Here is a 16,698-nt window from a genome sequence, read left to right as displayed (position 1 = left end):
CCGCTTACGCCGGGGAAATGACTCGTTTCCGCGGGTCAACGGGTCGTTGTGGTTCTAGTCGAGCGCCGACTCCACCCGGTCGACCAGCGACGCGTTGCCCATGTACACCGGCGTGCGGTCGTGGAGTCCGTCTGGGTCGACGTCGAGGACCGACCCCGTCCCGTCGGAAGCTCGGCCGCCGGCCGACTCGACGACGTATCCGACGGGGTTACCCTCGAACTGGAGGCGGAGTTTGCCCGAGGGTGTCGACTTCAGGGCGGGATAGGCGAACACCCCGCCGTAGGTGAGCACCTGGTTCACGTCACCGATCATCGCCCCGCTGTAGCGGAGTTTGAGTTCCGATTCGACCTCCTCGACGTAGGCCGTGAAGTCGTCGGGCCAGTCGGGGACGTGCCCGCCGAAGCCGTACACCGTCGGCTCGTCGGGGATGGTCACGTCCTCGCGGAGGGGCGTCGTCGACCCCTCCTCGACCAAGTACTCCGTGACCGACCCGTCGTGGGCGAAGGCCATGGTAGTGATCGGCCCGTAGAGGACGTAGCCCGCGGCGACCAGGTCCCGGCCACGGGCCGGGAGGGGTGCGTCGTAGACGCCGACGATTGTCCCCATGACGTTGTTGGGTTTGAGGTTCGAGGAGCCGTCGAGGGGGTCGACGGCGACGGAGAGTCCCCCGCCGACGTCGACGGCGTCGCGTTGCTCCTCGCTGGCGTACTCGCCGACGCCGTCGAGTCCGCCGAGGCGCTCTTCGAGCAGGTCGTCCGCGTACTCGTCGGCGGCTAACCGACGGTCGCCGGAGGGGTTCTCCTCGTCGCCCTTCTCGCGGCGGCCGGGAAGCCCGGCCCGGATCTCGGGTGTCGCCGCGGCCAACGTCTCGCGGATCGCCGCGACCGTGTCGGATCGAACCATCAGTCGTCGGCCGTGAGGGCGTCGTTCGTCGCCAGCGCCTCGTCGACGGACGCCTCCTCGAAGATGACGGCTTCGAGGCCGTCGAGGATGGCCTCAGGGTTCTCCCGCTGGAACACGTTGCGGCCCACGGCGAGCCCCGACGCACCGGCCTCGACCGCCTCGGCGACCGTCGAGAGGAACGCCTCGTCGCTGGTCTTCGACCCGCCGCTCATGACGACCTTCATGTTCCCCGCGTTGTCGACGGCCCACTCCATCGCGTCGGCGGAGCCGGGGTACTTCACCTTCGCGATGTCCGCGCCGAGTTCCAGTCCGAGACGGGTCGCGTAGGCGATGGTCTCGGGGCTCGTGTCGTCTTTCAGCCCCTGTCCGCGCGGGTACGACCACATCACGACGCCCATGTCGTGCTCACGGGCGGCCTCTTGGGCGTCGCGGAATTCTTCGGCCATCTCCACCTCGTGGTTGGAGCCACCGTACAGCGTGAAGCCGATGGCGTCGGCGCCGAGCTCCGCGGCGTAGTCGGCCGACCAGTTGACCGCCGAGTCGGGTTCGCCCATCCAGAGGTTGCTCGTGCCGTTGAGCTTCGCTAGGAGCGTCACGTCGTCCTCGTAGGACGGGTAGTACGCCTCGGCGACGCCCTTCTGGACGGCGACGGCCGTCACGGCGTCGTGGGTGCCGACGTCGAAGACGGTCGCCGGATCGGTCGTCTCGGGGACCGGGTCGAAGTCGACCGGGCCGTGCTCGAGGCCGTGGTCGTACGCGAGGATCAGCGCTTTGCCGTCGCGGGTGATCGCTGAGTCAGCACCGGGGATCATGTACGTGTTGTTCCGACGAAATCACACATAAAGCGTGTGGTCGGCGGCGGACCCCTTCGACGACGCGTCACCAGTCGAACGCGCGGTGGATCGCCAGCCCCTCGTCGGGCAGCACCGGGCCGACGGCGCCGGTCACACCGTCGAGAATCGCCGCCGAGCGAACGGTCGTCCCGCGGCCGGTAAAGGCCGCTACCTCGTCGCCGCTCACGCTGTAGACGACCCGCCCGAAACCGGCGGTCCGCATCCCGCCCGCGCACATGGGGCACGGTTCGGTGCTGGTGTACATCACCATCTCGGCGCGCTCGTCGGGGTCGTACGCCCGACACGCGCGGTGGGCGAGGTGGAGTTCCGGGTGGCGTCGGAGGTCCGACTCCGTGTTGACGCGGTTCGACTCGGCCACGACGACGGCGTCGTCGCGGACGAGGACGGAGCCGAACGGTTCGTCACCGCGGGCGGCGGCTGCACGGGCACACTCGAACGCCGACCGCATGTGCGACGCGTGGTCGAAGCCGTCGAAGGCGTCCGTCACGGGCGTGTCGAGCGTCCGGAGCGGTTTATCGGTTCTGGGGCCAGTGACGAGGTCGCTACCCTTACAACCCTGCCACGCGGAGGGCCGACCATGCGTGACCTACAGGACATCGACACCGTCGGCGTCGTCGGTGCGGGGACGATGGGCAGCGGCATCGCACAGGTCGCCGCCACCGTGGGGTACGACGTGGTGATGCGGGACATCGAGCAGCCGCTGATCGACGAGGGGTTCGACCGTATCGACGACAGCCTCTCGCGGTTCGTCGAGAAAGAGCAGTTGTCGCGCTCCGAGGCCGACGCGGCCGTCGACCGCGTCACCGGCACGACCGACCTCGACGACCTGGCCGACTGTGACTACGTGATCGAGGCCGCCATCGAGAACATGGACATCAAGCAGGACATCTTCGCCGACCTCGACGACGTCGTCGACGACGACGTGGTGCTCGCGACCAACACGTCGACGCTCTCGATCACCACTATCGCCTCGGCGACCGACCGCCCCGAACTCGTCGCCGGCCTCCACTTCATGAACCCCGCGCCGATCATGGAGGGACTCGAACTCGTCGTCGGCGAGCGCACGAGCCAAGAAACCGTCGCCCTCTCGCACGAGTTCGCCGAGGACCTCGGCAAGAGGACGTGGGAGGCGGACGACAAGCCCGGGTTCGTCGTCAACCGGGTGCTGATGCCGTGGATCAACGAGGGCATCCGCGCCTACGACGAGGGCGTCGCAAGCAAGGCCGACATGGATGCCGGCCTGAAACTCGGCACGAACGTCCCGATGGGGCCGCTCGAACTCGCCGACCACATCGGCCTCGACGTCTGTCTCGACGCCAGCCAGACCTTGGCGGAGGAACTGGGCGACCGGTACAAACCACCCTACCTTCTCAAGCGGAAGGTCGACGCCGGCGACCTCGGCCGGAAGACGGGCCGGGGCTTCTACGAGTACGACTGACGGCTCCCGGAGCCGACAGCACGCCCCACCGTTCGGCGTCGCTCCCGACCGGACTCGGTGTCGACCGTCACCCCCGACGCCGCTGGAAGTACTCCCCGATCGAACCGAGTTCGCAGGCGTCACAGCCCCAGTAGGGGGGCCGCCGCGCCCGCCAGTACGTGCCGACCTTGACGACGACGACGGCCCACCCCACGGCGACCGGGCCGAAGGCGGGGAGCCGACCGTACTGAACGACGAGCGTGACGGCCCCGAGAGCGAGCAGTATGCCCGTCACTAGACGCGCGCGGTTCGTGCTGTGCCGGAGGCCACGACACTGTGCCCACCAGTCCGCGACGAGCGGGAGCGTCAGCCCGAACGAGAGGGCGAATCCGTGGACCGCCGGCAGGCCTCGTACCGCGGCCCGGCAGTCCCCACAGGCGGCGGCCACGGTAGCCCAGCAGACGACTCCGCCGTAGAGTCCGGCACAGCGGGCGCAGACGGCGTAGTCGGTGCCGGGGAGGCCGACGTTGTGGTCGTGCCGGCAGGACCGGAACGCGTCGAGCCTGCTCATCCCCTCTCACTCAGTTGCTACTCCCGCCGCTGCCACAGATCGAACTACAGATCGCACCCGTCACGGCGGCCGCCCCCGCCTGCGTGTCGCTGTCGTAGATGTAGTCGTACTCGTACGGGTCGAGGGCGTCACGCACGCGGACCGTATCGCCGGGCGGCACGTCGGGAAGCGCGTCGTCGATGGACCCGGGAATGTCCGGGGAGCGACCGTCGTCGTTCCAGGGCCACATCTGGTCGTCGATGCGGTGCCCGGGGTTGTTCCCGCTCTGGAAGGTGTCGGCCCAGTTGTCGTCCGCCACGACCTCCTTTTGCCAGTGTAACCACACTCGGTCGACCTCCGCGTGGTGGTGCCAGAAGACCGGATCGAACGGGGAGAACATCGTCCGCATCTGTCCCCCGATCCAGGTGTGTCCGGGGCCGTGTGGATACCGTTCGAGGTGCTGGCGGAAGTCCGGATAGGCCGTCTCCTCGATGATTCCGTTCTCGAAGCCACCCGCTGCCTGGACGCCACCCTCCTCGACTTCGGTCTGCCAGTCGACCCACTCCGACTCGTCCAACGAAGTGTTCCGTTCGAACGTCGTACCGAGTCCGAAGCGCTGGTCCGCGAAACGCTGTGGCATCGACCAGTCCTCGTCCATCCGGGTGTGGAAGCCGTTCGTCACTTCGCCGCCGCTGTCGGCGCCGCCGGCACCGCCCAGGTAGTCGTCGGTGAATATCGCGTCGAAGATACTCCCCGGCGACCAGCCATCGTCGAACTCCACATCGCCCTCCGTCGTCGTCTCATCGATGCCGCTCCAGTTCCAGTACGGTAGCGCCACGCTGCTGTCGACCGCTCTGAGTTCCTGCTCGAACCGGTAGAGGAACTCGCGGTGCCACGGCAGGAAGGCCGGTCCACCGTGTGCGCCGTCCGTATCCAAGCGCGTGACCGCCCAGTGCACCGCCACGAACTCCTCGTAGATACTCACCTCGGCACCCTCCCGCATCGTCGTCTGCAACTCGATCATCGCGTCGGTGAGCCGCGTGACCGCCTCGTCGCTCAGTTCGGCCGCGTCCTGACGGAGGTACGTGTTACTGGACATACAGCCACCCCCTCGACGCGGGCGCTATCGGTGTCACGGCACCACCCCCTCGTCGACGAGTGCACGAGCGAGTTCGACCGCGTCCTCGAAACTGCGGTAGCTGTCGCGGTGACGATACAGCGTCTTGGGCCCGTGGTCGTCGACGTTCACTGCCACCTCGTTCCCGTCGACCGTCAGCACCAACCCGTCACCGTCTTCGACCACGATGGAGTGCCCCTCGTACGTCTCTTCTGTTCGCGCCATGCCACCAAATGTCAATCGAACTATCTTAAAGGTACGCCTCGACGACCGCATCGCTCGGGTAACGGAACTGCATCGGCGGTAGGCCGCCGCGTTCGGTCCGGTTGGGAACTCACAGCCCACCGGTATCGGTGTCGAACGTGGATCCAGTCGGTTTTTGACCGCGCTACACCTCGGTCCACCCGATGGAAGTCGGCATCCTCACCGTCGGCGACGAGGTACTGGCGGGCGACACCGAGAACACGAACGCGACGTGGCTCGCCGGCCGACTCACCGACACCGGCGCGACGGTCGCGCGCATCCTCACCCTGCCGGACGACTGCGACGCCATCGCGGCCGCGGTCCGCGAGTGGCGCGAGGCCTTCGACGCCGTCGTCGTCACCGGTGGTCTCGGCGGTACCCACGACGTTCACGAGAGCGTAGCTCTCGTGCAGCCAATCAGAAATCTGTGATTTCTGATGACTACGTGACCGCCGACGCCGTCGCCGACGCGTTCGGTCGTGACTCGTCGTCGACCCCACGGTCCGCGAGGACGTGATCGAGACGGTGGCTGCCTACCGGGAGCGCAATCCGGATCTGGTCGAGGCCCACGACCTCGACATAGACGTGGACGCGTGGGCGGCCCTCCCCGAGGGGAGTCGCCCGCTGCTCAACCCCGAGGGGCTGTGTCCCGGCTGTGTCGTCGAGAACGTCTACGCCTTCCCGGGCGTGCCGGCGGAGATGCGCGCGCTGTTCGACCTCGTGGCGGCCGAGTTCGGCGGCGACACCGTCTCGCGAACCCTGTACACCCTCAGCCCGAGGGGTCGATGGTCGAGGCCCTCGCCGGCGTCCGTGACCGCTTCGACGTGACGGTCGGGAGCTATCCGAGCACGGAGGGACGAAACCGTCTGAAACTGACGGGAATCGACGCCGCGGCCGTCGACGAGGCGACCGCGTGGCTCCGCGACCGGGTCGACGTCGTCGCCGGACCGTAGCCGTATCACGACTGATTCTGCGAGCCGTGCGTTTAACCCCCCGCCGTCCGTCCCTCCGGGCGATGATCGAGGCCGAAGCGCTCCGCAAGACCTACGGCGACTTCCCCGCGGTCGTCGGGAGCACGTTCGAGGTGGATCGGGGCGAAATCTTCGGGATCGTCGGCCCCAACGGTGCGGGCAAGACGACCACGCTGAAGATGATCGCCGGTCTCGTCGACCCGACGGACGGCTCCGCGACCGTCGCGGGCTTCGACGCCGCCGACCCCGAGATGCGCCGGTCGCTCGGCTTCCTCCCCGAGGAGTCGCCGCTGTACGAGGACATGACCGCGCGGTCGTACCTCCGCTTCTTCGCGGACCTCTACGACGTGCCCCGAGACGTCGCGACCGAACGGATCGAGCGGAACCTGGATCGACTCGAACTCGAACACCGCGACCGTCGCCTCGGCGACGTGTCCAAGGGCATGAAACGCAAGGTCGCCATCGCGCGGTCGCTGGTGAACGACCCCGACGTCCTCGTGTACGACGAACCCGCGAGCGGGCTGGACCCGTTGACCACCAACTACGTCCTGGAGTTCGTCCGGGACCTCAGCGACGCGGGAAAGACCGTCCTGTTCAGCGCCCACAACCTCTACCACGTGGAGAGTGTCTGTGATCGCGTCGCGATCATGAACCAAGGCGAAATCGTCGCGCGCGGAACCGTTCCCGAGATCCGAGAGCGGTACGGGACCACGGAGTACCGCGTGTTCACCACCCACCCTCTCCCCGATGCCGGCACGGAACCGGCGGGCGACCGCCACGTCGTCACCGTCGAGGACATGGCGGCCGTCGAGCGGGTTCGGGAGCGAGCGGCCGATGCCGGGACCGAGGTGGTCGACATTCGCACCCGTGAACCGAGCCTCGAAGAGATCTTTCTGGATCTGGCGGCCGAGACCGACGGCCCCCGAGGGGAACGGTGAGCGACCGATCGCCTGTGGAGCGACTCCGGTCGGCCGCCAAGAGCACCCGCGACACCGCGCGATCGGTCGCCCGCATCTCCCGCTGGGAGACACGCCGGAGCGTCGGCGTCCTCGACCGGCGGACGGCAGTCCTCGGCGTCCTCGCACTCCTGTTGGCGGGAGCCGTCGGCGGCGCGGCGCTCGCGAGCGGCGGCGTCGCCCTCGACCGCGACGTCTACCGCGTCGGCGTCGCTCCCGACAGTCCCTACCACGACGTGGTCGTCGAGAGTCCGGCACTGGCCACGCGGCCCCCCGACCTGGGGCAACTCGGCCGCGGCGTCGAGGTGGTGATCCGCGACGGCCGGTTCTACGTCGCCGACTCGGGGAAGGCACGGGCCGCGATGTCGACGCTTCGCGACGCGGTCCAGGGACGGAACATCGACCGAATGGCGTCCGAGGAGAACGTCTCGGCCGCGTTCCCGGTCGTGGTGACGCTGCGCTACGACGACCGGGGCGGCGGGGCGGTGACGGCTGGGGGTGAGGCCGGCGGTACCGACGACACGGGTGACACGGCGCCGAGCGACGACGGGGGCGACGCCGGCACGCCATCGGACGCCGACGGCGGCGCGACCGACCCGACCGGTGACGGCGGACTCGACGCCGACGGCGCGACGCGGGACGGCCCGGTCGGTGTCCCCTCGATCGGTGCCGTCGACGGGCTTCTGGGTGGCGGCACGTCCGGATCACCCGCCGACATCTCCCCGCCGTTCCCCTTCGCGTCGCTCGTCCTCGCGTTCGTCTTTTTCGTCCCGATGAACTTCGTCATCCAGCCCTACGGGAGCACGATTCTCAACGAGCGGATCAACCGACGGGGCGAACTCCTGTTGGTCGCGCCCGTCTCTCCGTCGGCCATCGTCGCGGGCAAGACATTCCCCTACCTCGGCTTGCTCGTCTCGGTAACCGCGCTCATCACGCTCGCCATCGGCGGCGGCGTGACGAGCGTCGCGGCTGTCGCCCCCGTCGCGGCCCTCTTTCTCGCCGCCACGTTCGTCGGGGCCATGTTCGCCCGCTCGTTCAAGGAACTCACGTTCGTCACCGTCTTCGTCTCCGTCTTCCTCACCTCCTACGCGTTCGTGCCCGCCATCTTCACGAACGTCACGCCCATCGCGCTCATCTCGCCGCTGACGCTCGTCGTCCGCGACCTGCAAGGCGTCGGCGTCACGGCCGCGGAGTACCTCTTCTCGACTGGCCCCTTCTACGTCGGCTCGGCCGTCCTCTTCGCCCTCGGCGTCGGCGTCTACCGCGAGGAGGACATGTTCACCCAGCGGCCGGTGCCCCTGAAGTTCCTCGACGCGCTCAACAGCCGAATCACCCGCCCCCGATCCGTGGCCCTCCTGAGTGCGCTCTCCATTCCCTTCGTCTTCATCGCGGAACTGCTCGCCATCGCCGTCCTGTTCGTGCTCCCCGGGAACGTCTCCGTCCCTCTGCTCTTGGTCGTCGTCGCGGCAGTCGAGGAGGTGGCGAAGAGCGTCCACGTCTACGCCGCCTTCCGTGGCCCGTTCGCCGGCCGGCGGACCGACGGGGTCGCCCTCCTCCTCGGGGCGCTCTCCGGACTCGGCTTCTTCGTCGGCGAGAAGTTCACCGCCATCGTCCAGTTCGTCGGGCTGCCGGACCTCGAACTCGGTCGGGCGGCCTTCGCCTCCGTCGGCGACGGCCCGACGCTCGCCGTCGGCCTCGCCCTGTTGCTCGCACCGCTCGCCCTCCACGCGACGACGACGAGCGTCGCGGCACTGGGGGCGCGTCGCGGCCGGTACGCCTACCTGGCGGCGCTGCTCCCCGCTATTGGAATCCACGCGGCGTACAACTTCGCGGTGGTGACCACCCTTGCGTGACCCACGTCTGGTCGTCGCGCGTCGAGAGCTTCGAACCCTGCGCTCGGAGAAGACCATCGTCCTCGCTCTGCTCATCCAACTGTTCATCGCCGCGTTCTCCTCTTTCCTGGTCGTCGGCCTCGTCTCGCTGTACGACCCCGGCAGCGCCGACGGCTTCGAGACGACCGTCGGCGTCACCGGTGACGCCCGGGACGACCTCCTGCGGGTCGTCGACGAACAGCCGTCGATGACGGGGGTGGGGTACGACACCCAGTCGGCGGCGCAGCGCGCCTTCGAGACGGGTACCGTCGACGCCATCCTCCTCGCGGATCGGCGGGACGGGCGGGTGTTCGTGACGGCGACGGCACCCGACGGCAACGTCCGAACGACCGTGATCGTCGTCCAGTTGCGCGACGCTCTGTCCGCCTTCGAGCGGAGTGAGCGGGCAGACCGGTCGTCGTCGCTGTCGTCGACGCCACTCGACCTCCCGCCGCGGGTCAGTTCGCCACCCTACTACGGGTTTACCTACACCGTGTTGCTCCCGCTGCTGTGTTTCCTCCCGGTGTTCATCAGCGGGTCCATGACCGTCGACTCGCTGACCGAGGAGTTCGACCGGGGGACGCTTGAACTCCTCCGGGCCGCACCCATCTCGATGGTCGACATCGTCGACGGCAAGGTGTGGGCCGCAGGGGTGCTCGCCCCCGCCCAGACCGCGCTGTGGATCGGACTCCTGGGGGCAAACGGGACGACCGTCCGCCATCCCGTCGCCGTCCTCGTCGTCGTGGCCGCGCTCGCGCTGGTGGTCGTCACGCTGGGTGCGACCATCGCGCTGTTGGCCCCCGACCGCCGTGCCGCACAGTTCCTCTACTCCGTCGGCGTCCTCGCTGCCTTCGGCGGGACGACGCTCCTGCCCACGAACCCGGTCACGACCGTCGCCCGACTCGCCGTCGACAGCGTCGGCCCGACGTACCCGCTCGTCGTCGCCGGCTACGTCGCCCTCGGCGGTGGCAGTTACCTCCTGCTCCGACTGGCGGTCCCCCACGTCGACGTGTCGGGGTGACGGCCCCGAAACACACTCAAACCCTGCGACTAAGATGGGTGTATGGGTCTCGGAAGCACGGCGAAGAAGCTCCAACAGGTCGCCGACATGGCCGAAGACGTGTACGGACGGCTGAACCAACTCCGCGAACAGGTCCACGAGATGCAACAGACCGTCGTCGAGACGCGTGATCAGGTCAACGACCTGAACCGCGAACTGGCCGAACAGCGAGCCATCGTTGAGGCGCTCGCCGAGAAGGAGGGGATCGACGTGGCGGCCATCACCGCCGACGTCCACGTCGCCGACGCCGAAGCGGTCGCGAGCGACGAAGACGGCAACGGCGAGGATTCGACCGACGCCTGACTACCCGAACTCGCCGTGAGCGACCTTGAGACACCGGTCTTGGACGACTATCAGGCCGGCGTCTCGGGCGCGGGCCGCCGCGTCGTCGTCGCGGATCCCGAGTTGCAGCCAGATTCCCCACACGTCGCCCCGAGTCGTCGCGCGTTCGACCACCGCGTCCGTGATGTCGCTCACTTCCTCGCTCGGACGGAACACGTCGACCAAGTCCACCTCTACCGGCACCTCGGCGAGGCTGTCGTAGGCCTGCCGACCCAACACCTCGTCGTGGTTCGGGTTGATCGGGACGATTTCGTATCCGTGTCGATCGAGATACGCCGGTACGTCGTGGGCAGCCTTGCCCGGCGTGGTCGAACAGCCGACGACGGCGATCGTCTCCGCGTCCAGCAGGTCGTCGACGTCGGCGTCGGTCGAGTCGGTCATCGACGTCCACTACGCGACGGCGAGGAATGAATCACACGCACCTGCATCTTCACCCTATCGGGGGAGGTTCGCTGTCGGCTCTCCGTCCTCGTGGGTCTCGATGACGCCGTCGAACAACTGCTTGAGCGTGTTCATCGTCTTGTCGTCGTGTGCCCCCGAGTCGATGGCGTACAGACCGAGCCCGTCGACGCTCTGGACCCGTCCGGTGAAGACGTGGAGGAACCGAAAGACGGTCTGGAGATCCGAGTACATGAGCAACGTCGACAGCGAGTCCAACACGACTCGGTTGCGCTGGATTCCTTGGGTCTCGTAGAACTCCTCGAGGAGTTCGGAGAACTTGATCCCGACGCCGGTCATGTCGACGGGCGACGACGTGTACCGGACCTGCGAGTCGTCTCGGGCCTCGTTGACCCCCTGCTGGCGGGTGACACAGTCGACGACCGCGACCGGGTTGTCCGCGTAGTCGAATCGCTTGGAGAGATCCTCAAAGACACGCTTCGCACCGTCGGTGTTGCTGACGACGATGGCCCCCTCGCCGTTGCTGACGCCGGTGGCGAGGATGTCGAAGGCGAGTTCGGTCTTGCCGGAGAGCGCGGGGCCGGAGAGCAACAGGTTGGTTCCCTCGTCGACCTCGGCGTTCAGCGGCGGGCCAAGATCATACATTTCGAACCCTCGCGTGAATCTCGAGGAAGAGAGAACCCTCGCCCAATGGACAATACTGCTCGCCGGAAATCATGAGGTAGTACGAGAATACGGTGTGCCAGTAATATTCTTTTTGATTGTTCGATAATCGAAGGATGAAGCGTCGACGCATGGAAACCGCCGCTCACTGTTCGGAATTGATACACGTCCGACGCCGAACCGCGTCATTTAACATGCCCGCTCGACTGTGTTCGGACGGAGGGGCGCTTAGCTCAGCCTGGACAGAGTGTCTGGCTTCGGACCAGATTGTCGCGGGTTCAAATCCTGCAGCGCCCATCATTCTGCGTGACGGGCAACATTTGGCAGACGGCGGTACGACGTTTATAAAGGAACCCCTCTTCGGCCGTTTTGATTTCATCACGTTTCGTGATGGGGGTCGCCGGTGTCATGCGATTCGCCAACATTTAATTGATAGTATGGGTACATAATAGTGTGGGCCACAGTGGGAGAACAGTATCTCAATCTCGATCGACAGTAGTTGCCACCTCGTCCCCGCTTGTCCAATACTGTCCGAGAAAATCTTCTTCAGGATCTCGTTGACCAGTTAGTTCCGGAAATCAGGATTTATCGATCCACTCTGAGAGCGTCGCAGCAACAGTGGTGTACGCAGCATGTTTCCCTGCTCTGTACTCACTGATCTGCGATGGATCTTCCGATACTACCGGGTACGCTTCGACAACGCGTTTGATTTGCTTGAGCGTGTGAGTGTCAAGTTCCGAGGGGTCGATGGGTTCGTCATCAGTCATATCTTGAGATTCGTGTCAGTCGTATTTGAGTGGGTGGGGCCGTTCAGGCCAAATGTGTCCTCAGGAGTGTCTCGGTATGCCAGTCCGAATCTCAGGGAAAGAAGGTGCTGCCCTAGCTCAGTACCCGCAGTCGTCGAGAATTTCGACTAATTCCCGAGCGCCGGTTGCTTTTCGCCGCGCGGACCTGAGCTCACGGTCCACTTCTGACGTGTACATACCTGTCTCCTCAGCTGTTCGCTCTCGTCCAACGTCCGCGATCGCGCGGAATGCGAGCACCTGAGCCTCTTTGGTATCAAGCATCCTCGTGTTACCGAGTGAGCTTGCGATCATGTAGACACGGTCTATTCCAGAATCTACGCGCTCTATGTCAGTCGGCCATCCCATGTTCTCAAACTCTGTCTCGGTGAGTACCGTGTCACCGTTGTCTTTGTCTGTGCTTGTTCCGCTGCTGTCTGCTCGTTTCATAGTTGTTTTGAGCCGGGATCTCCGCCGGCCTGATGGCCCGCCCGGGAGTCGAACCCGGGCCCTGCCGCGGGGAGCGCCTGTCGAGCTGGAGCGGTGTGATTGGTCCAGAAGTTTCCCTCGGGACGCATTCGCCTACTGTTCTGCTAGGCCGTCGAATCCTTCCTGCTCGGAGGCTTCGGTGACTCGTTCGCGGACGGCCTCAATGCCATGTTCTGGTGAGATTGGCTCGGTTTCGTTCAGTCCTTCAGCTGCATAGAGCGTGACTATGCCACCTCGATCATCTGGCCAATAAGGATCCTCATCGAAGTAGAAGTCATACCGCTGACCTCCGACTTCGATGGCATCTGTCTTGGCGATGACGTCCGGGAGTTCATCATCCACATTGCCGTAGGCTCTGAACCAGAGTGTGGAGCCAGATGTCCCCTCGTGCAGAACGATCTGCGCGATGTTCTCGTCACCACGAGCGGTGAGATACGCGTGAGTCAACTCTTCCAGGGTAAGCCGGGATTCGGTCTCTGCCAATAGTTGGGTTACTACGTCATCCAGTGTGGTATCAGCAGGTTGTCCTAGACTCTGGCTCTCAAGTCGATCAATCGTGTCTCGGCCGAGCCATACGATCGCAGGAGACTCTAGTACTTCTTCGCGGTTGTAGAAGGTACTGGCACCCACGAAATCTCTGGCTTCTTCGAATTTTTCTTTGGAATCCATGTGAATGTCTTTGACCATCGCCTCAGTCGGCCACTCCATGTAACTGGACCCTCCATCTGGTTCCCAATTCCTTCCAAACGGACTGTCATGCGCTCTCATAGCAAGCGCGATTGCTCCATAATTAAGACGGGTTCCCCGCGAATCGACGGTGCTTCGCAGCACCCAAATTTCGGCTTCTATTGAGCTAAGCGGTGTATCCGTAGCGAATGTCTCAATCCGGGGGCGAACCGCCTCGTCTACTGTCTCGCTGGCGTGGAGAACAGTCTCCAGCGAGTTCTCTGCTATCGACGACTCTTCGGTCGCCGACTGACTCACAATCCGGTTCAATTCGTCTCGGGGGGTCGTCGATTTCTCTTCGGTAGTAGGTATCATGTCGTTTTCACCTAGACTGGCTGTCCGAACGACAGCAACGTTTCAGCACATCCAAGGGGCCGTGACAACGGGACATTCCGCCGAGTCATCGCGTCATAGGACCTCGAAGATGTGCTCTCTGTCATATTCGACCAGCAAACCTCGTTTTTATTCGGTAGTTAAAAACCTCTGTACTCTCACGGTGCTAAAACGGGATAGAATGGATTCAGAAGCCTTCTGCTTTCAATTCTGTATTTTGGGAAAACACCGTGCCATGGCCGAGTTTCAAACGTTCCATTGTAGATTTACAGTGAGCCGGATTCGGGCGTTATCGCTGGCACGCGCCGATCTCCTGTGCGCGCCAGCACGCAAGAAGTCACTTGGCCAATGGAAGTTGTATAATCACCAGCTAGCGGCAGTCTTTCACTCGATTTTCCGAGTCGTCAATCGTGGCGGCGATACGGACACGATTGGCGCGGTCACGGGCGCGCTCGCCGGCGGGCGCTTCGACAAGCGATTCGCTGCCCGACCAGTGGCTCGGTACGATCGACTATCGTGAGGACCTCAAACTCCTCGCGCACGCACTGGCAACCACGGAGATCAACGTAGGAATGTGACCGGTTCTATACCGTATCAGGAACTTGCTCTCACAGACAGAGGGATCCCTGATGCGTTCCAATCGGCCCGCTTCATCGCCGTTCTCTGTAACGAGGGTGATCCCTACGCTGGTTAAATTCTCCAGGGAGCTTCTATTACGCTGGCGTGACACAGGATGTGTATGGGTGCTTCCGATTGGGCCGGGCGCATGTGTCTAACGCTGGAGGAGCGGTTCGATATCTGTGATGACCGCGCGTTGCGCCTCACGACACTCGTCCGGTACTTCGTCAGTGGGGAGGGATACGAAGACGTGTTGGGGCCACACGATACCGACCGCCATCGTCGCCTCACAGGACAATTGATTGACGACCTTGACGAATCTCTGCACAAGCAACCTGGTGAGAAGATTGAAGATCGCTGGAACAATCTGATGGAAGAGATGGACTGTCAGGCACGCGCTGAGAAGGGAGTCTATCTCATACCGTGGGAGGAGCATGATGCAGATGATTGGTCGAATCCCGGTGTCTCATCCGTGCGACCAGAGTAGTGAACTCCCACACACCGACCAAACCGCTCGATCGCTGGATACTCTGGTGGGGGGACGGGGGGTGTCCGCAATTAGCCGGCATCTCAGACGCTAAAGCAACTACTTTTTCGGGGTAACGATAACTACTAACACACTCTGTCACGATTGCTGAAAATCAGTTTGAGGAGAAACTGCACGAAAGCCTTGGAGCTAACAGATCATGAGGTAGAACCAGAGAAGTTTGACTCCGTTCTGAAACGATCCCCAATCGAGACCCAATCCATCGGTGACGAACCGCACGAATCCAGCCACACGGTCAGCCGTCGTGAACTGCCGCCGCAGCGTATGAAATTGTCCGCGGAAAGTCCCCATTACGTTGATACGCTAATGGGTTGAGAACATACTATGGACCGGGTCTGGATTACGAACGGATCGACAAGCATCCCTCCAGTCGTTAATCCGCTCATCGCTGCGTGTCACGACGGCTATGTTCCAACTGACATCTATGTCCTCAATAACCCGATTATCGATGACGTCACGGACGCTGCGACATCGCTGATGAAGACGGTTGTCACTTCACAGGGTGGCGAGGAACCGTCGATCACCGTCGAAACAATCGAGGAGGAGACCGATTTCGAGGCAATCATCGCGTACCTCCAGTCGGCAATTGAGACTGGTGATGACGCGAACGCCGACATCGCGGTCGATATTTCTCCGGGGCGGCGGTTTTGGTCAGTAATCAGTTTCCAGGCCGGTATCAAACGCAATGTCGATCACCTCTATTACTCGCACGTTGAGACCGAGGCGTACTTCGGGGAGACGTATCCCACCATTCCGCGGACGGCGATCAATCTCATCGACTTCACCGAGGTGATCTAATGCGAATCCAACGCCAGCACCTGACGGTCCTGCTGAATCGGTTGTACGATCGCGGTGATGAAGAATTCGTCGTGGAACATCCGTCTAGTGAAATCGGGGAACTACTACGGGTCGAACTCGACGAATACGATGGGTGTACGATCCGATTCCTGACGGAGCTCGACGACTATACCGCTACACGGCAGGATATCGGGCGACAGTATCCCGAGCGTGTCTTCGAGGACCTCCCCGATGCAGATGCGTTTCGTAAGGCAGTGCTGGCAAGCGGAATTCTCGAACCCGCCAACCAAGACGAAATCGAGACGTTTCTGGATCGGTACGGCGATCCCGACCTCATGGCTGGACACCCCCCGGTGTTTGCCGGCTTCGATACGAACCTTCTACCGTGGCGAATCGACCGCGTCCTCGGTCTCCACGATCCCGACAGCGGGATCGGCTATGTCAACGGGTTCGTACTTGCAACGGGGGTCCGTGACGAGTTGGATTGGGACTACAAGTGCCACGAAACGGATCCGTTCGTCGATGCCTTCGGTGATGTCTACCAGGAATACTGGAACCAGCCACTCGGCTCTGCTCGTCTCGGTCGGCTCGGCCTGCTCACCTACCGACGGATTCGAGACATCGAGCAGGCAATCGAGATTCAGAGTGCGGAGGGAGATGAGGCGATCATCGATGCGTACGACGAGTACGACCGCGAGTACCGGAGTGACATCCTCCTTTTCAGCAACGACCGGAACTTCGTTGAGCGGGCACAAGCCCACCGGATGCTTGGCCAGCGGGTCGATTTCCCCGCGGAATTCCCGGACACGGCGACAGCAAGCTGGCGAGAGATCGAGATCCTCCTCTACATGCTGGCGGTCGTGTTCGGCATCATCGAAGTGCCGAGTGTAACCGTCTACGGTGTCTGGCGCGGGAAAGACGAACTCGACTGGCAACACGAGCGCCTCAAACTCGATGCGCGCAGCCCGAAACTCAAACCGAAGTTGGAGGGAGATCTCTCGATCGTCGAATCGTACGAGGAACTGAAAGGTGAGTGAGGGCGACCAGATCCGATTCCCT

20 protein-coding genes, 1 tRNA gene and 1 pseudogene are annotated in these 16,698 nt (G+C 63.8%); 11 read left to right on the top strand and 11 right to left on the bottom strand.

What is annotated here, in order from left to right; translation table 11 throughout:
- Nucleotides 1-54 precede the first annotated feature (54 nt).
- The 3 genes from NBT81_RS13935 to NBT81_RS13925 form a co-directional block, all read right to left on the bottom strand.
- Nucleotides 55-903, bottom strand: coding sequence for a class 1 fructose-bisphosphatase (locus tag NBT81_RS13935; RefSeq protein ID WP_338739453.1), 849 nt, complete (start codon nt 901-903; stop codon nt 55-57).
- On the bottom strand, nt 903-1,715 hold the full coding sequence (locus NBT81_RS13930) for a class I fructose-bisphosphate aldolase (protein WP_338739452.1): 813 nt from the start codon (nt 1,713-1,715) through the stop codon (nt 903-905). The genes NBT81_RS13935 and NBT81_RS13930 overlap by 1 nt, the downstream gene beginning before the upstream one ends.
- Before the next feature lie 67 nt (nt 1,716-1,782).
- Nucleotides 1,783-2,244, bottom strand: coding sequence for a nucleoside deaminase (locus tag NBT81_RS13925; RefSeq protein WP_338739451.1), 462 nt, complete (start codon nt 2,242-2,244; stop codon nt 1,783-1,785).
- A gap of 90 nt (nt 2,245-2,334) precedes the next feature.
- Between NBT81_RS13925 and NBT81_RS13920 the strand changes: the two genes are divergently transcribed.
- Nucleotides 2,335-3,195, top strand: a complete 861-nt coding sequence (locus NBT81_RS13920; protein WP_338739450.1) for a 3-hydroxyacyl-CoA dehydrogenase family protein — start codon at nt 2,335-2,337, stop codon at nt 3,193-3,195.
- Nucleotides 3,196-3,262: 67 nt separating this feature from the next.
- Here the strand turns inward: NBT81_RS13920 and NBT81_RS13915 are convergent, their stop codons facing one another.
- The 3 genes from NBT81_RS13915 to NBT81_RS13905 are packed head-to-tail and all read right to left on the bottom strand — an operon-like array spanning nt 3,263 to nt 5,066.
- Nucleotides 3,263-3,745: a DUF2085 domain-containing protein gene (locus tag NBT81_RS13915; RefSeq protein WP_338739449.1), complete on the bottom strand. Its 483-nt coding sequence runs from the start codon at nt 3,743-3,745 to the stop codon at nt 3,263-3,265.
- A gap of 10 nt (nt 3,746-3,755) precedes the next feature.
- Nucleotides 3,756-4,823, bottom strand: a complete 1,068-nt coding sequence (locus NBT81_RS13910; RefSeq protein WP_338739448.1) for a tyrosinase family protein — start codon at nt 4,821-4,823, stop codon at nt 3,756-3,758.
- A 33-nt stretch (nt 4,824-4,856) separates the two neighbouring features.
- A complete protein-coding gene (locus NBT81_RS13905; protein ID WP_338739447.1) occupies nt 4,857-5,066 on the bottom strand; it encodes a hypothetical protein in 210 nt (69 codons plus the stop codon).
- 182 nt (nt 5,067-5,248) lie between these two features.
- Here NBT81_RS13905 and NBT81_RS13900 point away from each other — a divergent pair.
- The 5 genes and pseudogenes from NBT81_RS13900 (at nt 5,249) to NBT81_RS13880 (ending at nt 10,245) form a co-directional block, all read left to right on the top strand.
- A pseudogene (locus NBT81_RS13900) lies at nt 5,249-6,037 on the top strand (competence/damage-inducible protein A).
- Nucleotides 6,038-6,099: 62 nt separating this feature from the next.
- Entirely contained in the window at nt 6,100-6,993 is an 894-nt protein-coding gene (locus NBT81_RS13895; RefSeq protein ID WP_338739446.1) for an ABC transporter ATP-binding protein, read from the top strand.
- The gene (locus tag NBT81_RS13890; protein WP_338739445.1) at nt 6,990-8,864 is read left to right on the top strand and encodes a PrsW family glutamic-type intramembrane protease; all 1,875 of its coding nucleotides are present in this window, start codon (nt 6,990-6,992) and stop codon (nt 8,862-8,864) included. Before NBT81_RS13895 ends, NBT81_RS13890 begins: the two co-directional genes overlap by 4 nt.
- Complete coding sequence (locus tag NBT81_RS13885; RefSeq protein ID WP_338739444.1) at nt 8,857-9,903, top strand: ABC transporter permease; 1,047 nt, start codon at nt 8,857-8,859, stop codon at nt 9,901-9,903. The genes NBT81_RS13890 and NBT81_RS13885 overlap by 8 nt, the downstream gene beginning before the upstream one ends.
- 42 nt (nt 9,904-9,945) lie before the next feature.
- Nucleotides 9,946-10,245, top strand: coding sequence for a DUF5798 family protein (locus NBT81_RS13880; RefSeq protein ID WP_338739443.1), 300 nt, complete (start codon nt 9,946-9,948; stop codon nt 10,243-10,245).
- Here the strand turns inward: NBT81_RS13880 and NBT81_RS13875 are convergent, their stop codons facing one another.
- Together NBT81_RS13875 and NBT81_RS13870 are read right to left on the bottom strand one after the other, a co-directional pair.
- Nucleotides 10,246-10,665, bottom strand: coding sequence for a CoA-binding protein (locus tag NBT81_RS13875; RefSeq protein WP_338739442.1), 420 nt, complete (start codon nt 10,663-10,665; stop codon nt 10,246-10,248).
- 54 nt (nt 10,666-10,719) lie between these two features.
- The gene (locus tag NBT81_RS13870; RefSeq protein WP_338739441.1) at nt 10,720-11,328 is read right to left on the bottom strand and encodes an RAD55 family ATPase; all 609 of its coding nucleotides are present in this window, start codon (nt 11,326-11,328) and stop codon (nt 10,720-10,722) included.
- A 240-nt stretch (nt 11,329-11,568) separates the two neighbouring features.
- Here NBT81_RS13870 and NBT81_RS13865 point away from each other — a divergent pair.
- Nucleotides 11,569-11,643 (top strand) — tRNA-Arg (locus NBT81_RS13865).
- A 281-nt stretch (nt 11,644-11,924) separates the two neighbouring features.
- On the opposite strand, the gene NBT81_RS13860 is transcribed toward NBT81_RS13865, so the two are convergent.
- The 3 genes from NBT81_RS13860 to NBT81_RS13850 all read right to left on the bottom strand — a co-directional run bounded on the left by NBT81_RS13860 (nt 11,925) and on the right by NBT81_RS13850 (nt 13,658).
- Entirely contained in the window at nt 11,925-12,113 is a 189-nt protein-coding gene (locus NBT81_RS13860; RefSeq protein WP_338739440.1) for a hypothetical protein, read from the bottom strand.
- 117 nt (nt 12,114-12,230) lie between these two features.
- Entirely contained in the window at nt 12,231-12,578 is a 348-nt protein-coding gene (locus NBT81_RS13855) for a hypothetical protein (RefSeq protein ID WP_338739439.1), read from the bottom strand.
- Nucleotides 12,579-12,710: 132 nt separating this feature from the next.
- Nucleotides 12,711-13,658: a hypothetical protein gene (locus tag NBT81_RS13850; RefSeq protein WP_338739438.1), complete on the bottom strand. Its 948-nt coding sequence runs from the start codon at nt 13,656-13,658 to the stop codon at nt 12,711-12,713.
- On the opposite strand from NBT81_RS13850, the gene NBT81_RS13845 reads away from it, so the two are divergent.
- The 4 genes from NBT81_RS13845 to NBT81_RS13830 all read left to right on the top strand — a co-directional run bounded on the left by NBT81_RS13845 (nt 13,657) and on the right by NBT81_RS13830 (nt 16,676).
- Nucleotides 13,657-14,196: an ADP-ribosylglycohydrolase family protein gene (locus NBT81_RS13845; protein WP_338739437.1), complete on the top strand. Its 540-nt coding sequence runs from the start codon at nt 13,657-13,659 to the stop codon at nt 14,194-14,196. The two genes, NBT81_RS13850 and NBT81_RS13845, sit on opposite strands and share 2 nt — an antisense overlap.
- Nucleotides 14,197-14,415: 219 nt before the next feature.
- Nucleotides 14,416-14,781 (top strand): hypothetical protein, encoded by a 366-nt coding sequence (locus tag NBT81_RS13840; protein ID WP_338739436.1) that lies wholly within the window; start codon nt 14,416-14,418, stop codon nt 14,779-14,781.
- Between the two features lie 384 nt (nt 14,782-15,165).
- Nucleotides 15,166-15,639, top strand: coding sequence for a hypothetical protein (locus NBT81_RS13835; protein WP_338739435.1), 474 nt, complete (start codon nt 15,166-15,168; stop codon nt 15,637-15,639).
- Nucleotides 15,639-16,676, top strand: a complete 1,038-nt coding sequence (locus NBT81_RS13830; protein WP_338739434.1) for a hypothetical protein — start codon at nt 15,639-15,641, stop codon at nt 16,674-16,676. Before NBT81_RS13835 ends, NBT81_RS13830 begins: the two co-directional genes overlap by 1 nt.
- The last annotated feature ends 22 nt before the right edge of the window (nt 16,677-16,698 follow it).

The organism is Haloplanus sp. CK5-1 (assembly GCF_037201915.1).
GTDB lineage: Archaea > Halobacteriota > Halobacteria > Halobacteriales > Haloferacaceae > Haloplanus > Haloplanus salilacus.
This window is presented reverse-complemented; position numbering and strand designations above follow the sequence as displayed.

What these genes read in the sequence shown, in the direction of transcription:
- NBT81_RS13875 (WP_338739442.1), bottom strand. Translation starts at nt 10,665, where the DNA reads ATGACCGACTCGACCGACGCCGACGTCGACGACCTGCTGGACGCGGAG.
- NBT81_RS13845 (WP_338739437.1), top strand. Translation starts at nt 13,657, where the DNA reads ATGTCGTTTTCACCTAGACTGGCTGTCCGAACGACAGCAACGTTTCAG.
- NBT81_RS13860 (WP_338739440.1), bottom strand. Translation starts at nt 12,113, where the DNA reads ATGACTGATGACGAACCCATCGACCCCTCGGAACTTGACACTCACACG.
- NBT81_RS13855 (WP_338739439.1), bottom strand. Translation starts at nt 12,578, where the DNA reads ATGAAACGAGCAGACAGCAGCGGAACAAGCACAGACAAAGACAACGGT.
- NBT81_RS13935 (WP_338739453.1), bottom strand. Translation starts at nt 903, where the DNA reads ATGGTTCGATCCGACACGGTCGCGGCGATCCGCGAGACGTTGGCCGCG.
- NBT81_RS13850 (WP_338739438.1), bottom strand. Translation starts at nt 13,658, where the DNA reads ATGATACCTACTACCGAAGAGAAATCGACGACCCCCCGAGACGAATTG.
- NBT81_RS13880 (WP_338739443.1), top strand. Translation starts at nt 9,946, where the DNA reads ATGGGTCTCGGAAGCACGGCGAAGAAGCTCCAACAGGTCGCCGACATG.
- NBT81_RS13910 (WP_338739448.1), bottom strand. Translation starts at nt 4,823, where the DNA reads ATGTCCAGTAACACGTACCTCCGTCAGGACGCGGCCGAACTGAGCGAC.
- NBT81_RS13870 (WP_338739441.1), bottom strand. Translation starts at nt 11,328, where the DNA reads ATGTATGATCTTGGCCCGCCGCTGAACGCCGAGGTCGACGAGGGAACC.
- NBT81_RS13895 (WP_338739446.1), top strand. Translation starts at nt 6,100, where the DNA reads ATGATCGAGGCCGAAGCGCTCCGCAAGACCTACGGCGACTTCCCCGCG.
- NBT81_RS13840 (WP_338739436.1), top strand. Translation starts at nt 14,416, where the DNA reads ATGGGTGCTTCCGATTGGGCCGGGCGCATGTGTCTAACGCTGGAGGAG.
- NBT81_RS13920 (WP_338739450.1), top strand. Translation starts at nt 2,335, where the DNA reads ATGCGTGACCTACAGGACATCGACACCGTCGGCGTCGTCGGTGCGGGG.
- NBT81_RS13830 (WP_338739434.1), top strand. Translation starts at nt 15,639, where the DNA reads ATGCGAATCCAACGCCAGCACCTGACGGTCCTGCTGAATCGGTTGTAC.
- NBT81_RS13835 (WP_338739435.1), top strand. Translation starts at nt 15,166, where the DNA reads ATGGACCGGGTCTGGATTACGAACGGATCGACAAGCATCCCTCCAGTC.
- NBT81_RS13905 (WP_338739447.1), bottom strand. Translation starts at nt 5,066, where the DNA reads ATGGCGCGAACAGAAGAGACGTACGAGGGGCACTCCATCGTGGTCGAA.
- NBT81_RS13930 (WP_338739452.1), bottom strand. Translation starts at nt 1,715, where the DNA reads ATGATCCCCGGTGCTGACTCAGCGATCACCCGCGACGGCAAAGCGCTG.
- NBT81_RS13915 (WP_338739449.1), bottom strand. Translation starts at nt 3,745, where the DNA reads ATGAGCAGGCTCGACGCGTTCCGGTCCTGCCGGCACGACCACAACGTC.